At 66.8% G+C, this 24934-nt stretch carries 19 protein-coding genes; 6 read left to right on the forward strand and 13 right to left on the reverse strand.

What is annotated here, in order from left to right; all coding sequences use genetic code 11:
• Positions 1 to 8: 8 nt before the first annotated feature.
• Positions 9 to 905, reverse strand: coding sequence for a TIM barrel protein (locus C1926_RS18465; protein ID WP_174214107.1), 897 nt, complete (start codon positions 903 to 905; stop codon positions 9 to 11).
• Between the two features lie 148 nt (positions 906 to 1053).
• Positions 1054 to 1986, reverse strand: a complete 933-nt coding sequence (locus tag C1926_RS18470; protein WP_216822030.1) for an AraC family transcriptional regulator — start codon at positions 1984 to 1986, stop codon at positions 1054 to 1056.
• A 61-nt stretch (positions 1987 to 2047) separates the two neighbouring features.
• Here C1926_RS18470 and C1926_RS18475 point away from each other — a divergent pair, with 61 nt between their 5' ends.
• Positions 2048 to 2797 carry an SDR family oxidoreductase gene (locus C1926_RS18475; protein ID WP_108760201.1) on the forward strand — a complete coding sequence of 250 codons (750 nt, stop codon included), beginning with the start codon at positions 2048 to 2050 and terminating at the stop codon, positions 2795 to 2797.
• Between the two features lie 80 nt (positions 2798 to 2877).
• On the opposite strand, the gene ssb is transcribed toward C1926_RS18475, so the two are convergent.
• A complete protein-coding gene (gene ssb, locus C1926_RS18480; protein ID WP_108760202.1) occupies positions 2878 to 3492 on the reverse strand; it encodes a single-stranded DNA-binding protein in 615 nt (204 codons plus the stop codon).
• Positions 3493 to 3867: 375 nt separating this feature from the next.
• On the opposite strand from ssb, the gene C1926_RS18485 reads away from it, so the two are divergent.
• Positions 3868 to 4899: a LacI family DNA-binding transcriptional regulator gene (locus C1926_RS18485; RefSeq protein WP_108760203.1), complete on the forward strand. Its 1032-nt coding sequence runs from the start codon at positions 3868 to 3870 to the stop codon at positions 4897 to 4899.
• Between the two features lie 171 nt (positions 4900 to 5070).
• Here the strand turns inward: C1926_RS18485 and C1926_RS18490 are convergent, their stop codons facing one another.
• Together C1926_RS18490 and C1926_RS18495 are read right to left on the reverse strand one after the other, a co-directional pair.
• On the reverse strand, positions 5071 to 7128 hold the full coding sequence (locus C1926_RS18490) for a PAS domain-containing sensor histidine kinase (RefSeq protein ID WP_108760204.1): 2058 nt from the start codon (positions 7126 to 7128) through the stop codon (positions 5071 to 5073).
• On the reverse strand, positions 7118 to 8614 hold the full coding sequence (locus C1926_RS18495) for an ATPase domain-containing protein (RefSeq protein WP_108760205.1): 1497 nt from the start codon (positions 8612 to 8614) through the stop codon (positions 7118 to 7120). The genes C1926_RS18490 and C1926_RS18495 overlap by 11 nt, the downstream gene beginning before the upstream one ends.
• A 195-nt stretch (positions 8615 to 8809) precedes the next feature.
• Here C1926_RS18495 and C1926_RS18500 point away from each other — a divergent pair, with 195 nt between their 5' ends.
• The 3 genes from C1926_RS18500 to C1926_RS18510 all read left to right on the forward strand — a co-directional run bounded on the left by C1926_RS18500 (position 8810) and on the right by C1926_RS18510 (position 13670).
• The gene (locus C1926_RS18500) at positions 8810 to 9712 is read left to right on the forward strand and encodes an ABC transporter ATP-binding protein (protein ID WP_108760206.1); all 903 of its coding nucleotides are present in this window, start codon (positions 8810 to 8812) and stop codon (positions 9710 to 9712) included.
• A gap of 12 nt (positions 9713 to 9724) precedes the next feature.
• A complete protein-coding gene (locus C1926_RS18505; protein WP_108760207.1) occupies positions 9725 to 13309 on the forward strand; it encodes a M1 family aminopeptidase in 3585 nt (1194 codons plus the stop codon).
• A gap of 61 nt (positions 13310 to 13370) precedes the next feature.
• Complete coding sequence (locus C1926_RS18510; protein ID WP_159095152.1) at positions 13371 to 13670, forward strand: hypothetical protein; 300 nt, start codon at positions 13371 to 13373, stop codon at positions 13668 to 13670.
• Positions 13671 to 13711: 41 nt separating this feature from the next.
• On the opposite strand, the gene C1926_RS18515 is transcribed toward C1926_RS18510, so the two are convergent.
• The 8 genes from C1926_RS18515 to C1926_RS18550 form a co-directional block, all read right to left on the reverse strand.
• The gene (locus C1926_RS18515; RefSeq protein ID WP_108760209.1) at positions 13712 to 14014 is read right to left on the reverse strand and encodes a hypothetical protein; all 303 of its coding nucleotides are present in this window, start codon (positions 14012 to 14014) and stop codon (positions 13712 to 13714) included.
• The gene (locus C1926_RS18520; RefSeq protein ID WP_108760210.1) at positions 14011 to 14475 is read right to left on the reverse strand and encodes a GNAT family N-acetyltransferase; all 465 of its coding nucleotides are present in this window, start codon (positions 14473 to 14475) and stop codon (positions 14011 to 14013) included. Before C1926_RS18520 ends, C1926_RS18515 begins: the two co-directional genes overlap by 4 nt.
• 45 nt (positions 14476 to 14520) lie before the next feature.
• Entirely contained in the window at positions 14521 to 15966 is a 1446-nt protein-coding gene (locus C1926_RS18525) for an amidohydrolase family protein (RefSeq protein ID WP_108760211.1), read from the reverse strand.
• Between the two features lie 190 nt (positions 15967 to 16156).
• On the reverse strand, positions 16157 to 16543 hold the full coding sequence (locus C1926_RS18530) for an SseB family protein (RefSeq protein WP_079220982.1): 387 nt from the start codon (positions 16541 to 16543) through the stop codon (positions 16157 to 16159).
• Positions 16544 to 16663: 120 nt separating this feature from the next.
• Positions 16664 to 17059 (reverse strand): hypothetical protein, encoded by a 396-nt coding sequence (locus tag C1926_RS18535; protein ID WP_216822031.1) that lies wholly within the window; start codon positions 17057 to 17059, stop codon positions 16664 to 16666.
• Between the two features lie 86 nt (positions 17060 to 17145).
• Positions 17146 to 18861, reverse strand: a complete 1716-nt coding sequence (locus C1926_RS18540) for an alpha-amylase family glycosyl hydrolase (protein WP_108760213.1) — start codon at positions 18859 to 18861, stop codon at positions 17146 to 17148.
• Complete coding sequence (locus tag C1926_RS18545) at positions 18861 to 20348, reverse strand: MFS transporter (RefSeq protein ID WP_108760214.1); 1488 nt, start codon at positions 20346 to 20348, stop codon at positions 18861 to 18863. Before C1926_RS18545 ends, C1926_RS18540 begins: the two co-directional genes overlap by 1 nt.
• Positions 20345 to 22537 (reverse strand): Six-hairpin glycosidase-like protein, encoded by a 2193-nt coding sequence (locus tag C1926_RS18550; RefSeq protein ID WP_108760215.1) that lies wholly within the window; start codon positions 22535 to 22537, stop codon positions 20345 to 20347. The genes C1926_RS18545 and C1926_RS18550 overlap by 4 nt, the downstream gene beginning before the upstream one ends.
• Positions 22538 to 22803: 266 nt before the next feature.
• On the opposite strand from C1926_RS18550, the gene C1926_RS18555 reads away from it, so the two are divergent.
• A complete protein-coding gene (locus C1926_RS18555; protein WP_254057327.1) occupies positions 22804 to 24825 on the forward strand; it encodes a glycoside hydrolase family 97 protein in 2022 nt (673 codons plus the stop codon).
• The last annotated feature ends 109 nt before the right edge of the window (positions 24826 to 24934 follow it).

Raw genomic sequence — 24934 nt, forward strand, 5'->3', positions numbered from 1 at the left:
ATATCGTTTCAGACGTCGCAGAGACGGATCGCCTCGCGCAATGAGCCAACGGGATCGGGCGCTGCAGGCATGAATTCCTGCGCCAGATACCCATCAAAACCGGTGTCGCGGATCGCGCGACAGATGGCCGGATAGTTCAGTTCCTGCTGGTCCCCGATCTCGTGCCGGCCAGGCACGCCTGCGGTGTGGTAGTGCTTGAAGTACGCGTGGTGCCGACCGATGGTGGCGATGATGTCGCCCTCCATGATCTGCATGTGGTAGATGTCGTAGAGCAGGCCGAAGTTGTCCGAGCCGAGCCGCTTGCACAGCTCCACGCCCCACGCGGAGTGGTCGCACAGATAATCGGGATGGTCGACGCGCGAGTTCAGCAGCTCCATCACCAGCACCACGCCGCGCTTCTCGGCATGGCCGAGGATGCGCTTGAGCCCGGCTTCGGCATTGGCCATGCCCTGCTGCGGGTCCATGCCGTTGCGGTTGCCGGAGAAGCAGATGAGGTTTCGATAGCCGGCGTCGGCCACCAGGTCGATGTGCCGGGTGTAGCGGGTTACCAGCTCATCGTGGAACTCGCTGCCGGCGAAGCCCTTGGTCAGGCTCAGTTCCGCGCCGTTGCACATCGAGCTGTCTACGCCATGGGCCTTCAGCGTCGGCCAGTCCTCCGGGCCGACCAGGTCGATGGCGGCAAAGCCGAGGCCCTTCACGGTCTGGCAGAGCTGGGCGACCGACAACTGCGGGAAGGTCCAGCGGGCGACGGAATGCTTCAGCCTGCCCTTCAGGGGCGCGGCAGAGGCGACGGCGGGCAGGATGCCTGCGGCCGCCAGGCCCAGGCTGCCGGTGAGCGCCATGCGCAGCGCCTCGCGCCGCGTGAGCCCCGGCACCGGTGCCGGTTCGATGGAATGGATCGACATCCACTTCCCGGCCTCCCAACCGGTGCAAACATTGATGATTCACCGCGATGCAATCGATTGCACCATAAGGGAGGAATTATTTTTTTTGCAAGACGCGGTGCACGAAAATTGATGCTGCGGGGCACAACGGCAGTGAGGCCGCAGGTGATCAACCACGCATGCGCGCGAAACGCGCCGGTGGCATGCCCACCAACCGCGCGAACGCCGCACCGAAGGTGACCGCGCTGGCATAGCCGACCCGCTCGGCAACCTGTTCCAGGCTCAGCGAGCGATCGTCGAGCAGGCGCTTGGCCAGTGCCATGCGCCAGTGCAGCAGGTATTCCATGGGAGCCACACCCACCACCTGCATGAAACGCGCGGCGAAACCCGAGCGCGACATCGTCGCCTGCCCGGCCAGCGCCTCCACCGTCCACGCGTGCTGTGGCCGGGCATGCAGGGCACGCAATGCGGCAGCGAGCCGCTCATCGCCCAGCCCGCGGACCAGCCCACTGCCCCCCACGCTGTCCATGCCGCTGCGCAGGGCCTCGATCAGCAGCACTTCCAGCAGGCGTTCCAACACGACATCGCGCGCCGGTCGCTGAGCACGCGCTTCCTCGCCCACCATCTGCACCAACGTGGCCAGGCGCGGCTCACCGCGTACATGCAGCAGCCGTGGCAGCAACGAAACCAGCAGGGCCGCATCGGGCGAAGCGAATCCGCAGTGGCCGATCTGCGCGCACAGCGCCACGGGTCCATCAAGGCTGCCTACCCGGAAGTGGCCTTCGGCGATACGCACCGGCAAGCTCGGCGTGATGTCCGCCGGCGCCTGCATGCTGGTATTGACCAGCTCGCGCAGGGCCGGCACCAGCACGAAATCGCCGGCCTGCAGGGTGATGGGCGCCCCCCCCTCCACCGACAGCCGGCATTGCCCGTGCAGCACCGCCATGTAGAACGGCTCGCCTTCCCCTTCGCGGCGCACGCACCACTCGCCAGCGGCCTCGACGCGCTTGGAGAAGCGTGCCGTGGGCTGCAGCAGGGCCACGACGTCGGACAGCGGATCGGACGGCACTGGACGCTCGACGAGGAAATATGGACGTTTCATTGTAGCGCGTCCATCCGGCGGGGCCGACCATGGTCACTCGTTCCTGCTGAAGGCGTACACGATGCAAACCGTACTGATCACCGGCTGTTCCTCCGGCTTCGGGCTGGAAACCGCCCGCCTGTTCCTTGACCGTGGCTGGAAGGTCATCGCCACCATGCGCACCCCGCGCACCGATCTGCTGCCCGCCTCCGCGCACCTGCGCGTGCTCACCCTGGACATCACCGACCCGGCCAGCATCGCGCGGGCCATCGCCGAGGCCGGCCCGATCGACGTGCTGGTCAACAATGCGGGGTTCGGCGCACCGGTGCCGGTGGAACTGACCCCGATGGAAACCGCCCGCGCCCTGTTCGACACCAACACGCTGGGCACGCTGGCGATGACCCAGGCCGTGCTGCCGCAGATGCGCGAGCGCGGCGACGGCGTGATCATCAACGTGACCTCCACGGTGACGGTGAAAGCGCTGCCGCTGGTGGGCGTCTATACCGCCAGCAAGGCGGCGGTGAATGCCTTCACCGAATCGCTGGCCATCGAAGTCGCGCCGCTGGGCGTGCGCGTGCGCCTGGTACTGCCCGGCCGCTCGCCGACCACGCGGTTCGGCGAGAACGCATTCCCGCATCTGGGCGGCGTGGAGCACCCGGCCTATGCGCCGCTGGTGCAGGGCGTGCTGGCCAGCTTCCGCGACAGCAGCGGCCCGGTGACCACGCCGGAAGCCGTGGCCGAAGCAGTGTGGCGCGCGGTGACCGACGAGAACGCGCCGATGCGTATTCCCGGGGGCGATGACGCGGTGGAGTGGATGAACGCGGCGGGGTGATCCCAGCACAATGCTCATAAAAAACCCCGGCAGGCGCAGGGCCTTGCCGGGGTTTTCTGCTGGCTGATGCCAGGCGTGCGTCAGAACGGAATATCGTCGTCAGCGAAGTCGTCCATCGGCGGGGCCTGCTGCGGCTGCGGGCGCTGGTTGCCGCCCTGGTTGCCATAACCGCCACCCTGGTTGCCGCCGCCCTGGTTGCCGTAGCCGCCCTGGCCACCGCCCTGGTTGCCGTAACCACCGCTCTGGCCGCCACGCTGGCCGCCACCGCCACCGCCGCCGTACTCCTGGCGCGGGGCCTGCTGGCGCTGCGGACGGTCGCCGCCGAAGTTGCCACCGCCGCCGCCACCGCCGCCGCCTTCACCGCGGCCGCCCAGCATCTGCATTTCGTCGGCGATGATGTCGGTGGAGTACTTCTCCACGCCATCCTGGCCGGTGTACTTGTCGTAGCGCAGGCTGCCTTCGACGTAGACCGAGCTGCCCTTGCGCAGGTATTCGCCGGCGATTTCGCCGAGCTTGCCGAAGAACACCACGCGGTGCCATTCGGTGCGCTCCTGCTGGTTGCCGTCCTTGTCCTTGCGGACGCTGGTGGTGGCCAGGCTGATACGGGTGATCGCCATGCCGCCCTGGGTGTACTTCACGTCCGGGTCGTTGCCGAGGTTGCCGACCAGGATGACTTTGTTGATGCCACGCGCCATAGGTGTGTTCGTCCGTTGTACAGGGGCAGACCACCAGTGATAGCACGTCCTCCTGGCAGGAGGCAGTGGCCCGGGGCCGCCCCCGATGCATTTGGGGGAATTCAAGAATGTCCCATCTTATCATCGCCGCCGCCGTGCGCCCGGTCAGGGAAGCCCCCGGCGGCGGCCGGAATGCGCCCCGAGCCCTTGCCCCATCAGGCCCTGGAGGCCTTTCAATCCAGCCGACAGCGGGGATGACCTGGACCGGTCTGCACTGTGCGGGTCCGGTCGCGTCACAGCCAAGCGCTGTCCGCACCGTCTCCCCGGTGGGACATCGGCAGGGCCAGCAGCAGCCACCCGTGGCATCATCCGTGAATCCCCCCGCCTGCACCGCCCATGACCATCAAAGGCAAAGCCACGTCCCTGGACATCGCCCACCTGGCCGGGGTCTCCCAGCCCACGGTGTCGCGTGCCCTGCGCGGCAGCCCCATGGTCAATGCCGAGACCCGCGAGCGCATCCTGCGCATCGCCCGCGAGCTGAACTACAAGGTCGACAAGAACGCCTCCAGCCTGCGCCTGCGCAATGCCGGCACGCTGGCGCTGCTGTTCTTCGAAGACCCGACCAATGACGATTCGCTGATCAATCCGTTCTTCCACTCGATGCTGGGCTCGATCACCCGCGCCTGCGCGCTGCACGGGCAGGACCTGCTGGTGTCCTTCCAGCAGCTCTCCACCGACTGGCAGGCCGATTACGAGGACAGCAACAAGGCCGACGGCATCATCCTGCTGGGCTACGGCGACTACCACCAGTCACGCGACCGCCTGCAGCGGCTGGTCGAACAGGGCACGCATTTCGTGCGCTGGGGTGCGGCCCTGCCCGGCCAGCCGGGCGTGTCGATCGGCAGCGACAACTTCCAGGGCGGGCATGACATCACCACCCACCTGCTGAAGCAGGGTTGCCGCCGCATCGCCTTCCTCGGCCATGCGTCCAGCCATTACCCGGAGTTCGAGGAACGCTACCGTGGCCATGTCGAGGCGCTGCGCACGCACGGCCTGGCCGCCGACCCGGCGCTGCAGCACGATGCGATCACCACTGAGGCCTCCGGGCAGGAAGCGTGCATGGCGCTGCTGGCGCGCGGCGAGCGCATTGATGCGATCTGCGCGGCCAGCGACCTGATCGCCATCGGTGCGATGCGCGCATTGCGCGAGGCCGGCCTGCGCGTGCCGCAGGACGTGGCGGTCACCGGCTTCGACGATATTCCGCTGGCGGCCTCGGTGTCGCCGGCGCTGACCACGGTGCAGCAGGACACCAAACAGGCCGGCCAGCTGCTGGTGGAGAAGCTGCTGGCGCTGATCGGCCGGCAGCCGGTGGAGAGCCTGAGCATTCCCGTGAAGCTGGTGGTACGCGAATCGTCGCTGCGGATGTAGGGCCGAGCCCGTGCTCGGCTGCTGTTCGCTTTTCTGTAGAGCCGAGCCCATGCTCGGCTGCTGTTGCTTCAATGGAAAAGCAGTCGAGCGCGGCTCGACTCTACAAAAGAGCCAAAAGCAGCCGAGCATGGGCTCGGCTCTACAGAAAGGCGCGGTCGAGCAAGCTCGACGCTACCGCGCTCCCGGCATGGCGGTGCGCACTGCGGCGCTGAATTCATCCAGCAGGAACGGCTTGGCGATCATCGCCATGCCTTCGTCGAGGAACGATGCGCGCTCCTGGGCCTTTTCCGCGTAGCCGGTCATGAACAGCACCGGCAGCGACGGGCGTGACTGCCGGGCGATCTCGGCCAGCTGCCGGCCGTTCATGCCGGGCAGGCCGACGTCGGTCACCAGCAGGTCGATGGCCTGCGCCGAGGCCAGGATCGGAATCGCGGCATCGGCATCGCCCACCACCTGGGTGTGGTAGCCAAGGTCTTCCAGCACCACGGTCACCAGCATGCGTACCTGGGCATCGTCCTCCACCACCAGGATCGACTGGCCGGCACCGCGGCGGATCGCCTGCGTGGCCGCTGCCGGCGCGCTGGCCCCGGGCACCTCGTCCATCGGAATGAACAGCGACACCACCGTGCCCTCGCCCACCTGCGATTCGATGGCGATATGGCCACCGGACTGCTGCATGAAGCCGTAGACCATCGACATGCCCAGGCCGGTGCCCTTGCCGATGGGCTTGGTGGTGAAGAAAGGCTCGAATACGCGTTCGACCACCGCCGGCGCCATGCCCGCCCCGGTGTCGGCCACCACCACCTGCACGAAGCGCCCGGCCGGCACGGCCGGGTACTGCCCCTCGCGCACGCTGGCGGAGGCGGTGCGCAGGGTCAGCTGGCCGCCATGGGGCATCGCATCACGGGCGTTGATGGCCAGGTTGAGGATCGCGCTCTCGAACTGGTTGGCGTCCAGGGTGGCGTGCAGTTCACCGGCACTGGGTTCGGCGACAATCCGCACCGATTCGCCCAGGGTGCTGCGCAGCAGATGCTGCACCGATTCCAGCAGCGCGTTGATCTCCACCGGTCGTGCATCCAGCGATTGCCGGCGGGAGAACGCCAGCAGCCGCTGGGTCAGCGCTGCCGCCCGCTGGCCCGATGCGGTCGCCGTGTCGAGGAAGCGATCCAGATCATCCACCCGGCCCATTTCCAGGCGCATCCGCACGATATCCAGTGCCGACAGGATGCCGGTCAGCATGTTGTTGAAGTCGTGGGCGATGCCACCGGTCAACTGGCCGATCGCCTCCATCTTCTGCGCCTGGCGCAGTGCCGCCTCGCTGGCCTCGCGCGCGGCCATCTGCATTTCCAGCTCGCGGGTACGCTCGGCCACCTTCGCTTCCAGAGCCTGGGCGTGCTGCTGGCTGCTGGCCAGGGCCAGCTTGGCGGTGGTGATATCGGTGACGAACACATGGAAGCCATCGACGTGGCCCTGCGCATCGCGGCGAGGCGCGTAACGCACTTCGCAGTCGCGGCGACCGCGCAGGCGGTGTGGCCATTCGATCTCGAACACCGCGCCCTGTCCCTGCAGGGCCGCCTCCATCACCGGACGGCGCTGCTGCCAGACGGGTTCACTGATGACGTCGCGCACGTGGCGGCCGATCACTTCGCCGGTGGCCAGGCCGAACCAGTCTTCATAGGCGGTGTTGGCAAAGCGGAAGCACATCGTCGTATCGACGAAAGCGATCAGCACCGGCATCGTGTCGGCGATCACGCGCAGCTCCGATTCGCTGCGTGCCAGTGCAGCCCGGCCATCAGCCAGCGCCTGCAGCTGGTCGCGCAGCAGGAACTGCTTGTCGCGTGCGCGCAAGGCCCCCTGTACCGCGCTGAGCAGGGAGACGCTGCCCAGCGGCCTGTCCATCTCCACGACGTTGATCGACGAAGGAAGCAATGGCTCACGTGTGGAGCGGCGATAGGACCGGGCGGAGCGCAGGAGAATGAAGGGAATATCCGACCAGGTGGGTTGCTGCTGCAACGCGGGCAGCAACGCATCGCCCCCACGCGCCATCGCTTCCTGGGTGACCACAACCAGACCGGTGCTGTCGTCGAGTTGGCTTGCCAGCGCTTCCAGGTTGGGGGCAATGCAGGTGGCAAGGCCTGCAGCGCCGAGCACCGCCGCGATGCTGTCAGCGTCACGCCCGAACGGCGCGACGATGCGGACAACCGGCCCTCCTGCTCCGCTATCGGGCATCGGACTGGCCGAGCAGCGCCGCGCTGTCGCCGACGAATTCCGGCGTTCCGGTAAGAATGCCCTGGAAGTCGGCCAGCGCATCGCTGACGGTGATACCGCGCCCATCGATCTTCAGTTCACGGATGGTGTCCTCATGCGCGCCACCGCGGTTCTTGATGACCGAGATGGCCTTGCGGATGCGGCCCTTGGCCTCGAAGAAACGGAACAACACCACCGCATCGGCGATGTAGGACACGTTGAGGCTGCCGGTGGACATGGTGCCGACCAGGCCGTGCTGCGGGTTGATCAGGAACGTGACGACGCCCTTCTGGTTGAGATAGGACAGCATCTCGTGCAGCTGCAGCATCAGCTGTTTTTCCTGCGGCATGGCGGTCACGTAGCCGTTGAGGCTGTCGATGACCAGCACGCTGCAGTTGCGCTGCTCGACGGACTTGCGCAGGTTCCAGGAAAACTCACCGGGCGAGACCTCGGCGGGATCCATCTGGAGGATCTCCAGCAGTCCGCTGTCCAGGTGCTTGTGCAGGTCGATGTCCAGCGCCTTGGCACGGGCCAGCAGGGTGCCGACTCGCTCATCGAATTCGAAGATGCAGGCGCGCTCGCCCCGTTCACACGCGGCCCAGACATATTGCAGGGCCACGTTTGTCTTGCCGCTGCCGGCCGGGCCGGTCAACAGCGTGGAGGTGCCGCGCAGGGGGCCGCCACCCAGAAGTTGATCGATCTCCGGAACACCACTGCTGATCGGCGTGCCCAGGAAGCGCCCATGGTGCTCCGAGGCGATGAGGCGCGGGAAGATTTCCAGGCCACCGTGGCGGATGACCATGTCGTGGTAGCCGGCGATGAACTCGACACCGCGCAGCTTCTGTACCTGCATGCGGCGGCGCGCGGGACCGAAATCCAGGGTCAGCCGCTCCAGCGAGATCACGCCGTGGCACAGGCTGTGCAGCTGGCCGTCGCGCTCCTCGCCGGTGGAGGTCAGGTCGTCGACCAGGATGACCGTGGCGCTCTTCGGGCCGAAGAACTGCTTGAGCGCGAGGATCTGCCGGCGGTAGCGCAGCGAATCCTGGGCCAGCAGGCGCAGCTCGGACAGCGAATCGAACACCACCCGGGTCGGCCCGATGCTGTCCACCTTGGACATGATCATGTTGACCGTTTCGTCCAGCTCCATTTCCCAGGAGTGCAGCACGGACTGCAGGCGGCCGTTGCCCATCGCGCTTTCGGCCGAGCCGAGTTCGAACAGGTGCAGGCCCTCCAGCGACCAGCCGTGCGCGCTGGCGACCTCGCGCAGTTCCTCGGCCGTCTCGGACAGGGTGATGTAGAGGCATTGCTCGCCCTTGCTGAGGCCCTCCAGCAGGAACCGCAGCGACAGGGTCGTCTTGCCCGAGCCCGGCGGGCCTTCCAGCAGATACAGCCGCGCCTGCGGCAGGCCGCCGCCCAGAATCGTGTCCAGCCCCTGTATTCCGGTTGCGATCCGCATGTGCGCCTGCATGGCTTTGAAGATGATGGCAGCCTAGCGAGGCCGCTGTAGAGGCATTGTGTGATCCAGTGCATGCCAGGCCTCCCATTCAGGTTGGTTTCACGGCTTTGGCGCCTCCGGATGAGGGTCACCATGACCAACGGCGTTTGACCGGGCCCCTGTTCAGCGCGATAAACGGCCATTCATACAGGGAAGGGGTGTACGCGGATGCTGCAGATCGACTCGCTGTCCAAGACCTACGCCAACGGCGTCCACGCGTTGAACAGGGTCACCCTGGACATCCCGCGCGGCATGTTCGGCCTGCTCGGCCCCAACGGCGCCGGCAAATCGTCGCTGATGCGCACCCTGGCCACGCTGCAGGAAGCCGACAGCGGCACGGCAGTGCTGACCATTCCCGGCGAATCGCCGATCGACGTGCTGCGCGACAAGGATGCCGTGCGCCGCCGCCTGGGTTACCTGCCGCAGGATTTCGGGGTCTACCCCAAGGTCAGCGCGCTCGACCTGCTGGAGCACTTTGCCGTGCTCAAGGGCCTGACCCAGCGCGCGCAGCGCCGTGAAGTGGTGGACGGCCTGCTGCAGCAGGTGAACCTGTGGGACGCGCGCAAGCGCAAACTGGGCACCTATTCCGGCGGCATGCGCCAGCGCTTCGGCATCGCCCAGGCCCTGCTTGGCGATCCGCGCCTGGTCATCGTCGATGAGCCCACCGCCGGCCTCGACCCGGAGGAACGCAACCGCTTCCTCAACCTGCTGGCAGCCATCGGCGAGAACGTCGCGGTGATCCTCTCCACCCACATCGTGGAGGACGTGACCGACCTGTGCCCGAGCATGGCCATCATGAACAAGGGCCAGGTGCTGCTGACCGGCCGCCCCACCGATGCCATCGAGGCCCTGCAGCAGCAGGTCTGGCGCAAGCAGGTGGACCCGTCCGAACTGGCCGACCATGAGGCGCGCTACGTGGTGCTGTCCACGCGCCTGGTCGGTGGCCGCCCGGTCATCCATATCCACAGTGCCAGCGATCCCGGCGATGGCTTCCGTGCCGTGGCCCCCGATCTCGAGGACGTCTACTTCCAGCGCCTGCGCCTGCAGGCGCGTGCCCGCGCGGCAGCCTGAGCGGAGCACGCCATGATCCTCAATTTCTTCCGCTTCGAGCTGCGCGAGCAGCTGCGTTCTCCCCTGCTGTGGCTGCTGGCCGGGCTGTTCGCCCTGCTCGCCTTCGCCGCCGCCTCCAGCGATGCGGTGCAGATCGGTGGTGGCAGCGGCAACGTGCACAGCAATGCGCCGACGGTGATCGCGCAGATGCTCGGCATCTTCACTTTGCTGGGGATGCTGGTGAACGCGCTGTTCGTCAGCAACGCGTTGCTGCGTGACTTCGAACTGGGCACTGCCGAACTGATTTTTGCCAGCCCGGTGAAGCGTCGCGACTACCTGGCCGGTCGCATCGCCGCGGCCCTCGCGGCCGGGCTGCTGGTCTACATCATCATTGCGTTCGGCGTGTGGCTGGCGCCGTTCATGCCGTGGGTCGATCCCGAGCGCATGGGCCCGATCAGCTGGGAGGGCTTTGCCTGGGCCTTCGCGGTCATCGTCATTCCGAACCTGCTGTTCACCACCGCACTGCTGTCGCTGCTGGCGGCGCTGACCCGCTCGATCCTCTGGGTGTACATCGGCCTGGTGGCCTACCTGGTGCTGTACGGTGCCAGCGCCGCCCTGCTGCGTGACATCGACAACACCTGGATCGCGGTGCTGAGCGAGCCGCTGGGCATGCGTGCGCTGGGCCGTACCATCCGCTACTGGTCCACCGCCGAACGCAACGGCGGCATCCCCGAACTGGCCGGCTACCTGCTGGCCAACCGCGCCCTGTGGCTGGGCGTGGCGGCAGCACTGTTCGCCGCCACGTTTGCCCTGTTCCGTACCGAACGCAGTGGCAGCGGCCGCCGCCGCTGGGGCCGCAGGCAGGCGCCGTCGGCCGCCGATGCGGGTGCCGTCCGCCCCACCCGCGCGCCCCTGCCGCGGGTGGTACCGGTGTTCACCGCGGGCACGGCGTGGCAGCAGTTCCTGCGCCAGGTCCGCTTCGATACGCGCGGCGTCCTGCGCAGCGTGCCGTTCATCGTGCTGCTGGTGCTGGGCCTGGCCAACTTCCTGCCCAGCGCGTTGTTCCGGCAGACGCTGTACGGCACTTCGATCTGGCCGGTCACCTCGCAGATGGTCATGGCCCTGCAGGGCGCCTTCAGCTGGCTGCTGGTGATCATCGTGCTGTTCTTCGCCGGCGAGCTGGTCTGGAAGGAACGCGGCGCACGCATCAATGAAGTGACCGACGCCATGCCCGTGCCGAACTGGGTGCCGCTGCTGGCCAAGTTCACCGCGCTGCTGGCAGTGATCGCCTGTTTCCAGGCCGCTGGCGCGCTGGCGGCGATGGGCGTGCAGCTGGCCAAGGGCTACACCCACCTGGAGCCACTGCTGTACCTGCGCAGCCTGGCACTGGATTCGGTGGTCTACATCCTGATGGGTGGCCTGGCGCTGGTGCTGCAGGTGCTTACCAACAACAAGTTCGTCGGCTATGCACTGCTGATCATCGTGATGATCGGCCAGGGCGTGCTGGGCATGCTGGACTACACGCAGAACATCTACAACTTCGGCAGCTGGCCCAATGCCCCCTATTCGGACATGAACGGCTATGGCCACTTCCTGGCCGGGCAGCTGGCATTCCAGGGCTATTGGGCGCTGTTCCTGCTTGCGTTGATGTGCCTGGCCTCGGCCTTCTGGGTACGCGGTGTCAGCCAGGGCCTGCGCCAGCGCCTGGCCCTGGCCGGCCGCCGCCTGCGCGGTCCGACCGGTGCCTTCGCCGCGGTCGCTGCGCTGGCGTTCGTCGTCGTGGGTGGCTGGTTGTACTGGAGCACCAACATCCGCAACGAGTTCCTTTCCCCCGACCAGCAGCTGGACCTGCAGGCCCGCTACGAGCGCGAGCTGTCCAGGTACCGCACGCTGCCGCAGCCGCGCATCGTGGCAGTGGACAACCGCGTGGACCTGTTCCCCGAATCGCAGTCCATGGTGATCGACGCCCACTGGAAGGTGCGCAACACCCATGCCGTCCCGATCCAGGACGTGCACGTCTCGATGGGGGATGACAAGCAACTGCTCGCCGTCGATCTGGGTGGACAGACCCTGGCCATGCACGACGCCGATCTTGGCTACCGCATCTACCGCCTGCAGTCGCCGCTGCAACCGGGTGAAACCCGCGACGTGCACTTCCGGGTGATGCAGAAGCCCGACGGCATCACCGCCGGCCAGGCGCCGAGCAACATCGTGGACAACGGCACGTTCTTCAACAGCCGCGTGCTGCCTTCCTTCGGCTACAACGAAGGTGCCGAGATCAGCGACCGCAATGAGCGGCGCAAGCGCGGCCTGGGTGAACCACGGCGCATGCCCAAGCTGGAAGACGAGGCCGCGCGCGCCAGCACCTATGTGTCCAACGATGCCGACTGGCTCGACTTCCGCACCACGGTCTGCACCGCGCCGGACCAGGTGGCGCTGGCCCCGGGCTACCTGCAGTACGAAACCACGGTCAATGGCCGCCGCTGCTTCAGCTATGCCATGGACCGGCCGATGCTGAACTTCTATGCCTACCTGTCGGCACGCTGGGAAGTGCGCAGGGCGAAGTACAGGGACATCCCGATCGAGGTCTACTTCGATCCGGCGCACGGCTACAACGTGGACCGGATGATTGAAGCCGTGCAGAAGTCGCTGGCCTACTACGAAGCGAACTTCACGCCTTACCAGCATCGCCAGGTGCGCATCATCGAATTCCCCGGCTATGCCCGCTTCGCGCAGTCCTTCGCCAACACCATTCCCTATTCCGAGGCCATCGGCTTCATCGCCGACCTGCGTGATCCGGACAAGGTGGACTACGTGTTCTACGTGACCGCCCATGAGGTTGCCCACCAGTGGTGGGCGCACCAGGTGATCGGTGCCAACGTGCAGGGCGCCACGGTGCTGTCCGAGTCGCTGTCGCAGTACTCGGCATTGATGGTGATGGAGCAGGAGTACGGCCGCCAGCACATGCGCCAGTTCCTCAAGCGCGAGCTGGATGGCTACCTGTCCGGGCGCGGCGGCGAGGCCATCGAGGAACAGCCGCTGGAGCGCGTGGAAAACCAGCAGTACATCCACTACCAGAAGGGATCGCTGGTGTTCTACCGGCTGCGTGAGGAGATCGGCGAGCAGGCCCTGAACCGTGCGTTGAAACGCTTCCTGCAGGACAAGGGCTATCAGCAGCCGCCGTACACCACCTCGCGCGAACTGCTCGACTACATCCGCGCCGAAACGCCGGCAGATCGCCAGGCGCTCGTCACCGACCTGTTCGAGAAAATCAGCTTCTACGACAACCGGGTGATGTCCGCGAGCGCGCGCAAGCGCGAGGACGGTCGCTACGACGTGACACTGGTCCTGCACGCGGCCAAGCAGTACGCCGACGGCAAGGGCCAGGAGAGCGATGGCAGCATGGATGACTGGATCGAGATCGGCGTGTTCGCCAACGGGCCGTCGGGCAAGGAACGCGACCAGAAGGTGCTGTACCTGCAACGCCACCATGTGACCACGGCCGAGCCCACCATCACGGTGACGGTGGACAGCAAGCCGGACGAGGCGGGGTTTGATCCGTACAACAAGCTGATCGACCGCGTCAGCGACGACAACCGCAAGAAGGTTTCGATGTGATGCTGGCGGTGGTGCCGGGCCGCATGCCCGGTACCACCGCCATCCTGCCTGGAGATGCAACGTGATCGTGATGGTCTATGGCTTTACGGGCCGCTATGCAGGCGCGTCCGAACTCGAATGGAATGCGCCGGAAGCAGGCGCGTTGCATAGAGCCATGCTGTTCCTGCGGCAGGACGAAGAGCGCGATGCGTTCGACCTGGCCCAGGCCGAATGCGCACGATTCGGCTTTGATGAGATCACCGACCTGCGCTGCGGCCGCTTGCAGGTGGATGTGCTGGACACCGATGCCTACCGTGGCTTCGCCGGGTTCTACGAAGAGGCTCTGACCAAGGGCTCCGCCCTGCTCTACTACCCGGATTGATTCCAGTAGTGCCAGGCCATGCCTGGCAGGGCTTCCCCGCATCACCCTCGCGGCGATGTCCCGCGCTTCGGCCCGAGCAACGCCAGCAGCACATAGACCACGATCGAGGCGACCGTACCCAGCAGCGCAGGCCCACCGAAGGCCCAAGCCGCCCGGCCCTGCTGCCGCGCCCACTGCCCGAGATGCCAGGCCGCCCCCAGGTTGATCAGCCACGCAAGGGCGAATACCGGCCACTGCGCGATGCCGACGGCACGCAGCAGCGGCAGGGCCAACAGTGCGGCAACGATGGCCGCGACCAGGAAGATCAGCGCGGAGCGGGAATGGCGGGGCGTGGGAGCGTTCATGGGTGCAGCCTCCGCACCATCACCAGCACGTGATACCCGTGGCTGTCAGCCTCGCAGATTGGCGTCCAGCCCAGCCGCGCATATAGGCCCCCATCCAACACTTCGGTCTGCAGGTACAGGTCGGAAACCCCCATCCGCGCCGCCTGCGCCGCGGCCTGTTCCACCAGCGCACCAGCCAGCCCACGCCGGCGATGACTGTCGGCCACGAACACGCCGCCCAGCCAATGCTCGTACTGCGGGAAGGCTTGCATCTCGCGGCGCTTGAGCTGGACCGCACCCACCAACTGGTCTCCATCGAAGGAGACGATCAGGTGCGGGAAACCCTCGGCATCCTGCGGCGTGTTCAGCCGTTGCAGTTCCTGCTCCAGCGACAGGCCGGCGTCCTGGCCCCATTGCGCGTGGTACCACTGCGCCAGCTGTTGCCGTTCCGGTGCATCGCCGGTGAGTACGTTGAACTCCATCAATACCCTCTGCATCAATGCGGATCACAGCACCCTGCGTCTACCTCATCGCGGCAGCCTCAGGTAGGCGTAGGCGTTGCGCCAGAAGAAGCGCTCCCTGTACCCGCACCATGGCTCATTCTCAAACAGTTTCAGGAAAAGACCCAGGTAGGGACGCGCCGAATTGACCATCGCCTGCATGTGCCAGTCTGACCCATATGCGATCTTGTCCATGAATCCAAAATCGCCACCGGCTTCACAGGCGCGCCTGAGGTTCTGCTCGAAGCGTTTCATGCCGTCGCCCTTCAGCAGATCCTCCAGATGGCCCACCTCACAGTAGACGTTGGGGTATTGGACGCACAGATCAACCACCTGCCACGCATAGTTGCCCTTCGCCCACTCGACCTCGCTGGAAGCGGCCCACCCCGCAGAAATCGGATTGCGCTTCGGCGCACTCATACCACCGGCATGACCCAGGCACAGGCGCAGCGTCCTGCGCTCCTTCAGCACTTCAAGCCAGTGCACCGGATCGGCCAAACGCCCACTGAGATGGCTGCTCTCGAAGCCTACAGGAGTGCAATGGGCGAAAATTGGTGCGTCCTCTTTCAAGCAGAGATCGTAGAACGCTTCGATCCGGTCCGAGTAGTGTTCATCGGCATGCGGGCGGTAGCCCATCGCAGGGTAGAACTTGAAGCCAAGGAAACCCTTCTCCAGTGCATCTTCCGCCAGACAAACGCAGTCCTTATGTCGTGGATCGAAAGCGAAGAATCCTTTCAGGCCCTGGTTTTTCAGCGCCAGCTCCTGCATCCTCGCCCTGCGCTCGTCAAGCTTGTACCTGGGAGGCCTGCGCCCGGGATATGCAAGTTCCATATCCATCATGTAGTGCACGAACTCCATCGGCGCGGGCGTTTCGCCGTAGGCATCACGCAGCCTTTTCAGGATCACATCCTCGCTCGCCAGCAAAGTGAAGAAAAACTCCGCGTAGTTGTCGATGATGCTGTTTTCGTTGGGCCGGATCAGGTCGGTCATTCTTCGCAGTGCCCGCTTCACCACCCGCCGTGCCCAGGCCGGCATCGCATCAGGCGCCAGGGGCTCGATCCCCTCGGACTCATCCGGATCGGGGTCACCGCTCCAGCCTTCCAGAGCGTAGTCGATCCCATCGAGCTCGCGCAGAGCAGCAACGAGATCGTCGTGGAGCACACCCTCCTGGGTGGCGCCGCGCCGCACCTGATGCTCTGTGATGTTGCAGATCGAATCGATGTAGTCCAGCTCGCCAACACTCTCATGGGCAATCAGGGCGTTGGCGTGCTCTGCTTTGAGCCGGGCGAACTCCGCCTCCTCTCCAGCACTTCCGGTCAATTCATAGAGCAACTTGGCAATGCCGACTGCGAGCAGGCTGGACCAGTTTCCGAGAGCATTCCTGATGATGCTCTCAAGCGGAAGATGACGCGCGTTGAATACGTGTGTGTGCAGATCAACAATGCGCTGCAGCTTCTCCTGCGACTCCCTCATGACGCCCCCCCTGCGATCCTTCGGTCTGCGGACTCTAGCAGGGTGCCCTTGCCTGGCAAGTGCCAGGCGCGGACAACACCGTCCGGCACCGCTGACGCCGATCAGAAAGCACGACGTGCCGCGGTTATTACCTTGGCTAGCCGGCGCCACCGGCGAAGCACCCGGACGAGGGCCCGCTTCTGCAGAACATTCACCCCTGCGCGAAGTCCTTCAGGATCTCGCCCACGCCGCTGGCGGAAATCTCGAAGCCGAGCGTCGTACCGGGGTTGACCACCACGCCGTAGCCACCCGGCACGCGACGCAGCACGTCCAGCATCAGCCAGCGGATCTGGTGCGGGGCCTGCTGGGAATGGATGCCGACCCGCGCCGGATCGGTGAACACAGCCACGTGCAGGGTGCCCTGCTTGTCGAACAGCAGCGGGTCGAAACCGCTGCCGTCAGGGGTGACCAGGCTGCCGGTCAACAGCACCACCTCCGACGCCACGAAGGCTTCCATGAAGGCGCGGATCGGCACGGCCCCGTCCATGGCGGCCTTCAGCAGGGTTTCGATCGGGGTCTGCGGGGCGAGGTCGGTCATGGCGGTACGGCAGGTTTCGGGGGATGCCTATTGTAGAGTCGAGCTTGCTCGACTGTTTGCACGGGGCTCCCGCCGGGCATGGCCCGGCGCTACCGGAATTCAGCCAGGCATGGCCTGGCTCTACTGGGGCTGGGCGTTCAGCGCGGAGGACGACCGCCAGAAACCGTGAACCAGTGCAGCCAGCAGCATGCCCGCGGCCCACGCCATCAGCACGCTGCCGCCGCCCTGCAGCGCATCCATCGCGGCCAGTCCCGCAACCAGCGCCAGCAGGGCCGCCACCAGCATTACAGCCACACCCGTGCCGCGTGCGCTGGCCAGGCGCAGGGCCAGCAGCATCAGCGGGAACGCCACCAGGCTGGCGCCGAGGCCGAACACCACCAGCGCGTCCCACAGGTACACATTGAAGCTGCGCGGCATCGCGATGGCGGCGGTACGCGCCAGCCACGGAAAGGTCACGGCGGCGATCAGGCCACCGGTGGCCGCGCCAGCACAGAGCGGTATCAGTAAACGTCGCATCATTCAGCCCATCCTTGCCGAAGTGCCGGCCGCTGGCCGGCAGTTGCATCTGCCAATGATCTGGAGCTGCCGGCCAGCGGCCGGCACTACCGCTTCAACCGCTGGTCCCGCGCCTGCTGGTCAGCCACCGCCTTGTCCAGCTCGGCCTGCAGGGCCGGCTGCTGCACCGGTGCATCCAGCACGTACACCTTCACGCCGTGCGCCGGCACCTCCACCTTCAGCGAGCGCTTCACCTTCAGTTCGGTGCCGCCCAGCGCATCACGCCAGGTACCCGCCTGCAGGTACCGCGCCACCTCGATGCTGCGCACTGTATCACCCTTGTTCAGCAGCACCAGCGCGGTCTGCGCCACGCCACCGTGCTGCAGTACGCGGAAGAACACCGCCTCGTCGCCCTGCAGGCGTTCGTTCACCTGCAGGCCGCGCTGCAGGGCCGGGGTGGCTTCGCGCAGTTTGGCGATGCGCTGCAGCGGCGCGAAGATCGGGCTCTGCGGTGCATCGTCCACGCGCTGCTGGCCGAAGTACGCGCGGTTGCCGGCGTGTTCGGCGCGGCCACGCATGAAGCCGGTCTCCGATCCGTAATAGACCACCGGGATGCCGCGCGCGGTGAACAGCCAGTTGTGCGCATCGATGAAGCCGGTGTCGCTCGCCTGCAGGCGCGGCATGTCGTGGTTGTCGTAGAAGCTCATCAGCTCGTACGGGTTGGCGTACGGGCCACCGGTCAGGTGCAGCGGCTCGGCCAGCGTTTCAAACCCCTTGCCGGTGGTGCCAAAGGTCTGCTCCAGCGCGCCACGCAGCGGGAAATCGAGCACGCTCACGTTCGCATTGGCCGGCCAGGTGTGCTCGGCGATGCTGGCCGCGTTGTAGTCGAAGGCTTCGCCGAACATGAACATGCCCGGGTGCTCGGCGCGGATGCGGTTGACGAACTCATGCCACCACGGGTGCGGCAGCCAGCCGATGGTGTCGATGCGCAGCGCATCCACGCCCTGTGCGGTCCACTGCAGGTAAGCACCCACCAGGTAATCCATCACCGCCGGGTTGTCCTGGTTGAAGTCGGACAGCTCGGCCAGGTTGCCGTCGAAGATGGAGCCGTCCTTGCCGTCGACCGGACCGATGTTGTTGTAGAACGCGTGCAGCGGCTTGTGCTTCGGGTCCAGCTTCTGCGGCGGCAGGTTCTGGTGGTCGGCAATCAGCGTGCCGTCCTTGTCGAAGATCTGGCCGAACTGCGGCTGCCGCTTGGGCATGGTCCAGGCAGGCGAACCGTGGTTGCCGACGATGTCCAGCACCACTTTCAGGCCGGCATCGTGCAGGCCCTTGTTGAGGCCGGCAAAATCCAGGTCCCTGCTGGGCAGGTGTTCGTCGAGCTTGTAGAAATTGATGCCCCAGTAGCCGTGGTAACCGGTCTTGCCGCGGTCGGTCAGCGTACTGGTGCAGCTGATCGGCTTGCTGCCGGTGAAGGCCTCGTCCGGGTTGTCGACGATGGGCGTGATCCACACCGCACCGAAACCGAGGTTGCGGATGTACTGCGCGTTGTCCAGCACGCCGCGGAAATCACCGCCGAGGTAGCCGATGTTGCCGTCGACCTTGTCCGGGCACGGCACCGGGATGTCGAACGTGCGGTGCTTGCCGCCCTGGTCGCGGTGGTCGTTGGACGGATCGCCGTTGACGAAACGGTCGGTGACCACGAAGTACACCGCATCGCTGGCGAACGGCTCGGTGGTGCCCACATAGTCCGGGCGCGGCGCAGCCACGGCCGGGCCGGCGAACAGGGCAAGGGAAACAGCAACAGCCAGCACACCACGCATCACACCACCTCCGGACGGGACGGAACCCGCAGCACGCACACACCGGCCACGAGCAGGCTGCAGCCGCCCAGCACCAGTACGTGGATCGGCTGGTCACCCAGCCACGCGCGCAGGGCAAAGCCGAGCGCACTGGCCGCCACCAGCTGCGGGATCACGATGAAGAAATTGAAGATGCCCATGTACACGCCCATCTTTGCCGCCGGAACGCTGTCCGACAGCAGGGCATACGGCAGGGACAGGATCGAGGCCCAGGCAAAGCCCACGCCGACCATCGACAGCAGCAGCCAGCGGGGATCATCGATGAACATCATCGAGATCAGCCCTGCCCCGCCCAGCCACAGGTTGACCAGGTGGCTCCAGCGCAGGCCGAGCGCGCGCACCATCGGCGGGATCAGCAGCGCGGCCAGTGCAGCGAAGCCGTTGTAGGCACCAAACAGCACGCCCACCCAGTTGGCGCCTTCGTTGTAGGCCGCCGACTGCGGATCGGTGGAACCGAAGTGGGTGCCGGCCACGGCGGCGGTGGTGAAGATCCACATCGCAAACAGTGCGAACCACGAGAAGAACTGCACCCAGGCCAGGCGCCGCATGGTCACCGGCATCGCCCGCAGGTCGCCGACAATGGCCGCCAGCATGTGCGGGCCGGGCAACAGGCGGGCCAGCGCCAGCAGCAGGCCGTAACCCGCACACAGGCCGGCCAGCACGTACAGCATCTTGTCGCCCTGGCGCCAGGCGATCAGCGCTGCCAGCAGCACGCCCAGGCCCAGCCACAGCGCCACCTGGCCCCACGGTGCGGGCCCGCTGACGGCGGCACCGGCGTGGTGCGTGGGCGGCTCGGCATCGTCGAAGGACGCAAGCTCGGTGGGCGAATACTCGCGCGTGCTGAACACCGTCCAGCTGATTGCCGCCAGAAGCACCACCGCGCCGAAGTAGAACGCGTAGCGCACCGAGTCGGGCACTTCACCCGGCACGGCCGTGTTGCTGACGCCGAAGTGAGTGAGGATGAAGGGCAGGAAGCTGGCGACGATGGCGCCGACGCCGATGAAGAAGCTCTGCATCGCATAGCCGGTCGGCCGCTGGCGCGGCGCCAGCTGGTCGCCGACGAACGCGCGGAACGGTTCCATCGACACGTTGATGGAGGCATCCAGCACCCACAGCGTGCCGGCCGCGATCCACAGCGTGGGCGAGTTCGGCATCACCAGCAGGGCCAGCGTGGTCAGCACCGCGCCGATCATGAAGAACGGGCGGCGTCGCCCCCAGCGCGTCCAGGTACGGTCGGACAGATAGCCCACCACCGGCTGCACCAGCAGGCCGGTCAGCGGTGCGGCGATCCACAGCCCCGGCACCGCGTCCTGCGATGCCCCCAGCGTTTCGAAGATGCGGCTGGCGTTGGCGTTCTGCAGGGCAAACCCGAACTGGATGCCGAGGAAGCCGAAACACATGTTCCAGATCTGCCAGAACGACAGCTGCGGCTTGGCGGGACGACTCATCGTGCACCCTCGACCGCAGCGACCGGCGCCACCTTCAGCGCCTGCACCTGGGCCTGGTTGAGCACGCCTTCGCGCCCGCCCTTGCCGCCGGTGTAGTGCGCGAAGTGCTCCAGCGCGCTCATGTTGAAGCCTTCTTCCAGGGTGACCGTGCAGCGGCCCTTCGGCACGGCGAAGCTGGCCGCGGTCGATTCCTGCGCGGCAACGCTGTGCGGCAGGGTGACGGTCTGCCGCTGCGCCGGCTGGCCTGCGCACTGCAGGTTCAACTGCTTCACCGCCGCGGTCACGCCGGTGTTGATCGGTCCGTTCGGGTTGTTGTACTGCAGGCGCAGGCGCACATGGCCGGCCTTGGCATTGCTGAAGCGCCACTGGCGGTCACCGCGCAGCACCTGCTGCGGGCCCACGCACAGCATCGGGCTGTGCAGCGATTCCAGCGCACCGTCGCGGCGGGTCAGGCTGAGGCAATGCTGCAGCCCATCGTCGCCCACGCGGGCCACGCCCTTGGCCGGCTGCAGTGCATTGCCGTCCTGCCACAGCACCTGGTCGGCGGCCACGGCCACGGTCCAGCCCTTGCCACTGCGCCTGGCCTGCGGTGCGGCCGGCGTGGCCGGTGCACGCGCATTGGCGTCGGCGCTGGCCACCGCATCACGCGGCGCGGCAGCGGCCGGCACCAGCTGTACGGTGGTGGTCGCACCCCGCGTCTTCACCTTGCCGGCCACCAGCAGGCCGTCGCCCAGCTGTTTCGGCCGCTCCAGCACATAGCGCTTGCCGTTCGCCTCCAGGCTGATGCGGCGCTGCTTTCCGAACAGGTCCGGCACCAGGCTGGCCGGCAGCTTGGGCTGCACGCTGCCATCGTCCTGCAGGCCGAACACGCCTTCGCTGACCATGGCCAGGTAACCGGCCACCGACCACAGCTGGCGCTCGGAGTTCACCACCGGGCCACTGAGCGCGCCTTCGTCCACGTGCACGGCCTGGGTGACCAGCTCGTAGTTCTCCATGTTGGAACCGGCCAGTGCCGCGCCCTGCATCAGCGAACGGATTTCGGCGGCGATGCGCGGGGCATCATCGAGCTTGCGCGCGGCACGCAGCGAGTAGGCGCTGACGAACGGCCAGATGGCGCGGTTGTGGTAGATCGGCTGCTGCGCTTCCTGCGGCCACACCACCGGGCTGCCGGCCGGCCCCATCGGGTAGGCGGCCAGCGCACGCTGCGCGCGCCCGGCGGGCAGCACGTCGGCGAGGATGCCCAGCGACAGGCCCAGCAGATCGACCTTGGCGTACGGCACCGGGTGCGCGGCTTCGCCTATGTAGCTCATGTACTGGCCCATGTCCTCGCGCCAGAAGCGTGCATCGATCTGCAGCGCCAGCGCGTCGGCCCAGGCCTTGTACTGTTCGCTGCGCTCGTCGCCCAGCTGCGCGGCCATCTGCTGGCCCAGGCGCAGCGCCTGGTAGTGCAGCACGTTGGTGGACAGCGCGTAGGAATCACCGATGAAGCGCACGTTCTCGCGCGTCCAGTCCGGGTAGGTCTGCTCGCGCCAGTCCAGGAAAGACGTCTCGCCGCGGTACAGGCCCATCTGCGCGTCGAACACCATCGCCCGGTCCTGTGCCAGCGTGCCCTGCAGCGCCTGCCACACCTGGTCGGCGAACGCCGGATCATCCAGCAGGTGGCGCGCGGCGAGGAACCACACCACGCGGTCGCTGCTGATCGGCCAGCTGCCACCGGAACCGGTGTCCTGGGCGACGAACAGGCCAGGGGTGTGGCCATCGCGCGCGGCCGACAGCTTGAACTGCAGCGACTGCCGTGTGCGCTGCGGGTCCAGCTTGGCCAGTGCCAGATCGGCGGCGAAGCTGAGATCGCGGGTCCATACGTAAGGCCAGCGCGCACCGGTCTGGAAGCAGTCGCAGGGCACCGGTCGGCCTTCGTCGAAGGACGGATCGCGGATCGCGTCCACGCGGTCCTGGTCCATTTCCTGCTGCGCCAGCGCGAACAGCGCATCGAACATCACGCTGCCAGTCTGGCTGCGCATGGGCGCGGCGGCGATCTGCACCTCGCCCTTGGGCGCATGCAGGACAAAGCTGCCCTTGGCAGCGGCTTCGGCACGCGCATGGCGGCCGTTGAATTCCAGGTCGGCCGCGTGCGCGGTCGTTCCCAGCGCTGCCCCAAGGGCAGCCGTCAGGCAAATGATCTTCAGCATCGAAGCGGCAGACCGGCTTGCGCCCGTCGACCTCCCTCCCTCTCTGCACCGTTGTGGGTCCGCGCCACCTTGGACGGTGCGCGGGCGCGGCGCCTCCCTCAAGGTGCCTTGGCCCCATGGTAGACGCGGCGCCGCAGCCTGCGGCCAGTTGCATACGTATTCATCGCAGTTGCGTGAAGAGCGGCGCCCACGCTGGCTTATGGTCCGGATCTGCCAACGGCGCCTTGGGAGGGGAAATGCCGGCTTCATCTGCTGCAGTCCGCGCGATGTTCGCGCACGTGTTCGGCCTGGCCCTGCTGGGCCTGGCTGCCCTGGCCCAGGCCGCGCCACAGGTGGCCAGCGTGGAATCGCCGGGCAAGGTGCTCAAGGTCAGCCTGGTGCTGGACGGTGGCACCGCGCGCTACCGCGTCGAGCGCTTCGGCGAGCCCGTGGTGGCCGATTCGAAGCTGGGCTTTGAACTGCGCGATGGCCGCCTGGACCGCGATTTCGCCCTGCTCGGCCAGCAGCAGCGCAGCGTCGATGACACCTGGGAACAGCCCTGGGGCGAGCGCCGGGTCACCCGCAACCACTTCAACGAACTGACCGTGCAGCTGGCCGAAACCACCGGCAGCAAGCGCCGCCTGGACGTGGTGTTCCGCGTGTACGACGACGGCCTTGGCTTCCGTTATGTGTTCCCCGAGCAGCCAAACCTGCGCGAGGCGATCATCGATGACGAGCTGACCGAGTTCGCCATCGCCCCCGATTCAACCGCCTGGTGGATTCCGGCCGGCGAGCCGATCCACTACGAGTACCTGTACCAGCGCACGCCGCTGCGCGAAGTGCCGCTGGTGCACACGCCGATGACCCTGCGCAGCCACGATGGCCTGCACGTGGCCATCCACGAGGCCGCGCTGGTGGACTACGCCGGCATGTGGCTGCGCCGCACCGAGGGCCAGCGCCTGCGCGCGCAGCTTTCGCCCTCGGCCGAAGGCTGGAAGGTGCGCCGTGCCCTGCCGTTCGCCACGCCGTGGCGCACGCTGCAGATCGCCGACCGCGCCGGTGGCCTGGTCGAATCGGACCTGATCCTCAACCTCAACGAACCCAATGCACTGGGCGATGTGAGCTGGGTGAAACCGGCCAAGTACCTGGGCGTCTGGTGGTCGATGCACCTGGACAACGAAAGCTGGGCGACCGGCCCGAAGCACGCCGCCACCACCGCGAAGACGAAGAAGGTGATCGACTTCGCCGCCGCGCACGGCTTCCGCGGCGTGTTGGTGGAAGGCTGGAACCCCGGCTGGGACGGCATGTGGGTCGGCAACGGTTACGACTTCGATTTCACCCGCGCCACGCCGGACTTCGACATCGAGGCGCTGTCCGCGTACGGCCTGAAGAAGGGCGTGCACCTGATCGGCCACCACGAAACCGGCTGCGCCATCGAGCACTACGAAGACCAGCTGGGCGCCGCGCTGGACCTGTATGCGCGGCTGGGCGTGGACCAGTTCAAGACCGGCTACGTCTGCGATGACGGTCAGGTCGACCGCCGCAATCCGGCCGGCGGCCCGCTCTGGCGCGAGTGGCATGACGGCCAGTTCATGGCCCGCCACCACCTGAAGGTGGTGCAGGAAGCCGCGCGCCGGCACCTGTCGGTGAACCCGCACGAGCCGATCAAGGACACCGGCCTGCGCCGCACCTACCCCAACTGGATCTCGCGCGAAGGCGCGCGCGGAATGGAGTACAACGCCTGGGGCCAGCCGCCGAACCCGCCCGAGCACGAGGTCAACCTGGTGTTCACCCGCATGCTGGCCGGCCCGTTCGACTACACCCCTGGCATCCTCAGCCTGAAGGGCCGCCACGGCCAGGCCATTCCCAGCACGCTGGCCCGCCAGCTGGCGCTGTACGTGGTGCTGTACAGCCCGATCCAGATGGCCGCCGACCTGCCCGAGCACTACCTGCAGCACCGCGAGGCGTTCCGCTTCATCGAGGACGTCGCGGTGGACTGGGAGCAGAGCCGCGTGCTGGATGGCGAAGTGGGCGACTACGTGACGATCGTGCGCCGCGACCGCAACAGCCGTGACTGGTTCCTGGGCAGCATCACCGATGAACACGGCCGCGTGCTGCCGGTATCGCTGGGCTTCCTGGAACCGGGCGTGCGCTACCGCGCCGAGATCTACCGCGACGGCGACGGTGCGGATTTCCGCAGCAATCCGTTCGCGTTCAAGCGCGAGGCCCGCGAGGTGACCAGCGCCGATGCCCTGACCCTGGTACTGGCACCGGGCGGTGGCCAAGCGATCCGGTTCACCCCGCTCTGAATGGAACGGTAGTGCCGGCCGCTGGCCGGCATCCATCCGCATCGCGTGGTTGCCGGCCAGCGGCCGGCACTATCGGGATACGGGCACTGGAATCGATTACAACGCTGCG

The sequence above is a fragment of the Stenotrophomonas sp. ZAC14A_NAIMI4_1 genome (genome assembly GCF_003086915.1).
GTDB lineage: Bacteria > Pseudomonadota > Gammaproteobacteria > Xanthomonadales > Xanthomonadaceae > Stenotrophomonas.

Bases quoted from the DNA above. Each gene is read 5' to 3' on its own strand.
- C1926_RS18465 (WP_174214107.1), bottom strand. From the start codon at position 905: ATGTCGATCCATTCCATCGAACCGGCACCGGTGCCGGGGCTCACGCGG.
- C1926_RS18470 (WP_216822030.1), bottom strand. From the start codon at position 1,986: ATGAAACGTCCATATTTCCTCGTCGAGCGTCCAGTGCCGTCCGATCCG.
- C1926_RS18475 (WP_108760201.1), top strand. From the start codon at position 2,048: ATGCAAACCGTACTGATCACCGGCTGTTCCTCCGGCTTCGGGCTGGAA.
- ssb (WP_108760202.1), bottom strand. From the start codon at position 3,492: ATGGCGCGTGGCATCAACAAAGTCATCCTGGTCGGCAACCTCGGCAAC.
- C1926_RS18485 (WP_108760203.1), top strand. From the start codon at position 3,868: ATGACCATCAAAGGCAAAGCCACGTCCCTGGACATCGCCCACCTGGCC.
- C1926_RS18490 (WP_108760204.1), bottom strand. From the start codon at position 7,128: ATGCCCGATAGCGGAGCAGGAGGGCCGGTTGTCCGCATCGTCGCGCCG.
- C1926_RS18495 (WP_108760205.1), bottom strand. From the start codon at position 8,614: ATGCAGGCGCACATGCGGATCGCAACCGGAATACAGGGGCTGGACACG.
- C1926_RS18500 (WP_108760206.1), top strand. From the start codon at position 8,810: ATGCTGCAGATCGACTCGCTGTCCAAGACCTACGCCAACGGCGTCCAC.
- C1926_RS18505 (WP_108760207.1), top strand. From the start codon at position 9,725: ATGATCCTCAATTTCTTCCGCTTCGAGCTGCGCGAGCAGCTGCGTTCT.
- C1926_RS18515 (WP_108760209.1), bottom strand. From the start codon at position 14,014: ATGAACGCTCCCACGCCCCGCCATTCCCGCTCCGCGCTGATCTTCCTG.
- C1926_RS18520 (WP_108760210.1), bottom strand. From the start codon at position 14,475: ATGGAGTTCAACGTACTCACCGGCGATGCACCGGAACGGCAACAGCTG.
- C1926_RS18525 (WP_108760211.1), bottom strand. From the start codon at position 15,966: ATGAGGGAGTCGCAGGAGAAGCTGCAGCGCATTGTTGATCTGCACACA.
- C1926_RS18530 (WP_079220982.1), bottom strand. From the start codon at position 16,543: ATGACCGACCTCGCCCCGCAGACCCCGATCGAAACCCTGCTGAAGGCC.
- C1926_RS18535 (WP_216822031.1), bottom strand. From the start codon at position 17,059: ATGCGACGTTTACTGATACCGCTCTGTGCTGGCGCGGCCACCGGTGGC.
- C1926_RS18540 (WP_108760213.1), bottom strand. From the start codon at position 18,861: ATGCGTGGTGTGCTGGCTGTTGCTGTTTCCCTTGCCCTGTTCGCCGGC.
- C1926_RS18545 (WP_108760214.1), bottom strand. From the start codon at position 20,348: ATGAGTCGTCCCGCCAAGCCGCAGCTGTCGTTCTGGCAGATCTGGAAC.
- C1926_RS18550 (WP_108760215.1), bottom strand. From the start codon at position 22,537: ATGCTGAAGATCATTTGCCTGACGGCTGCCCTTGGGGCAGCGCTGGGA.
- C1926_RS18555 (WP_254057327.1), top strand. From the start codon at position 22,804: ATGTTCGCGCACGTGTTCGGCCTGGCCCTGCTGGGCCTGGCTGCCCTG.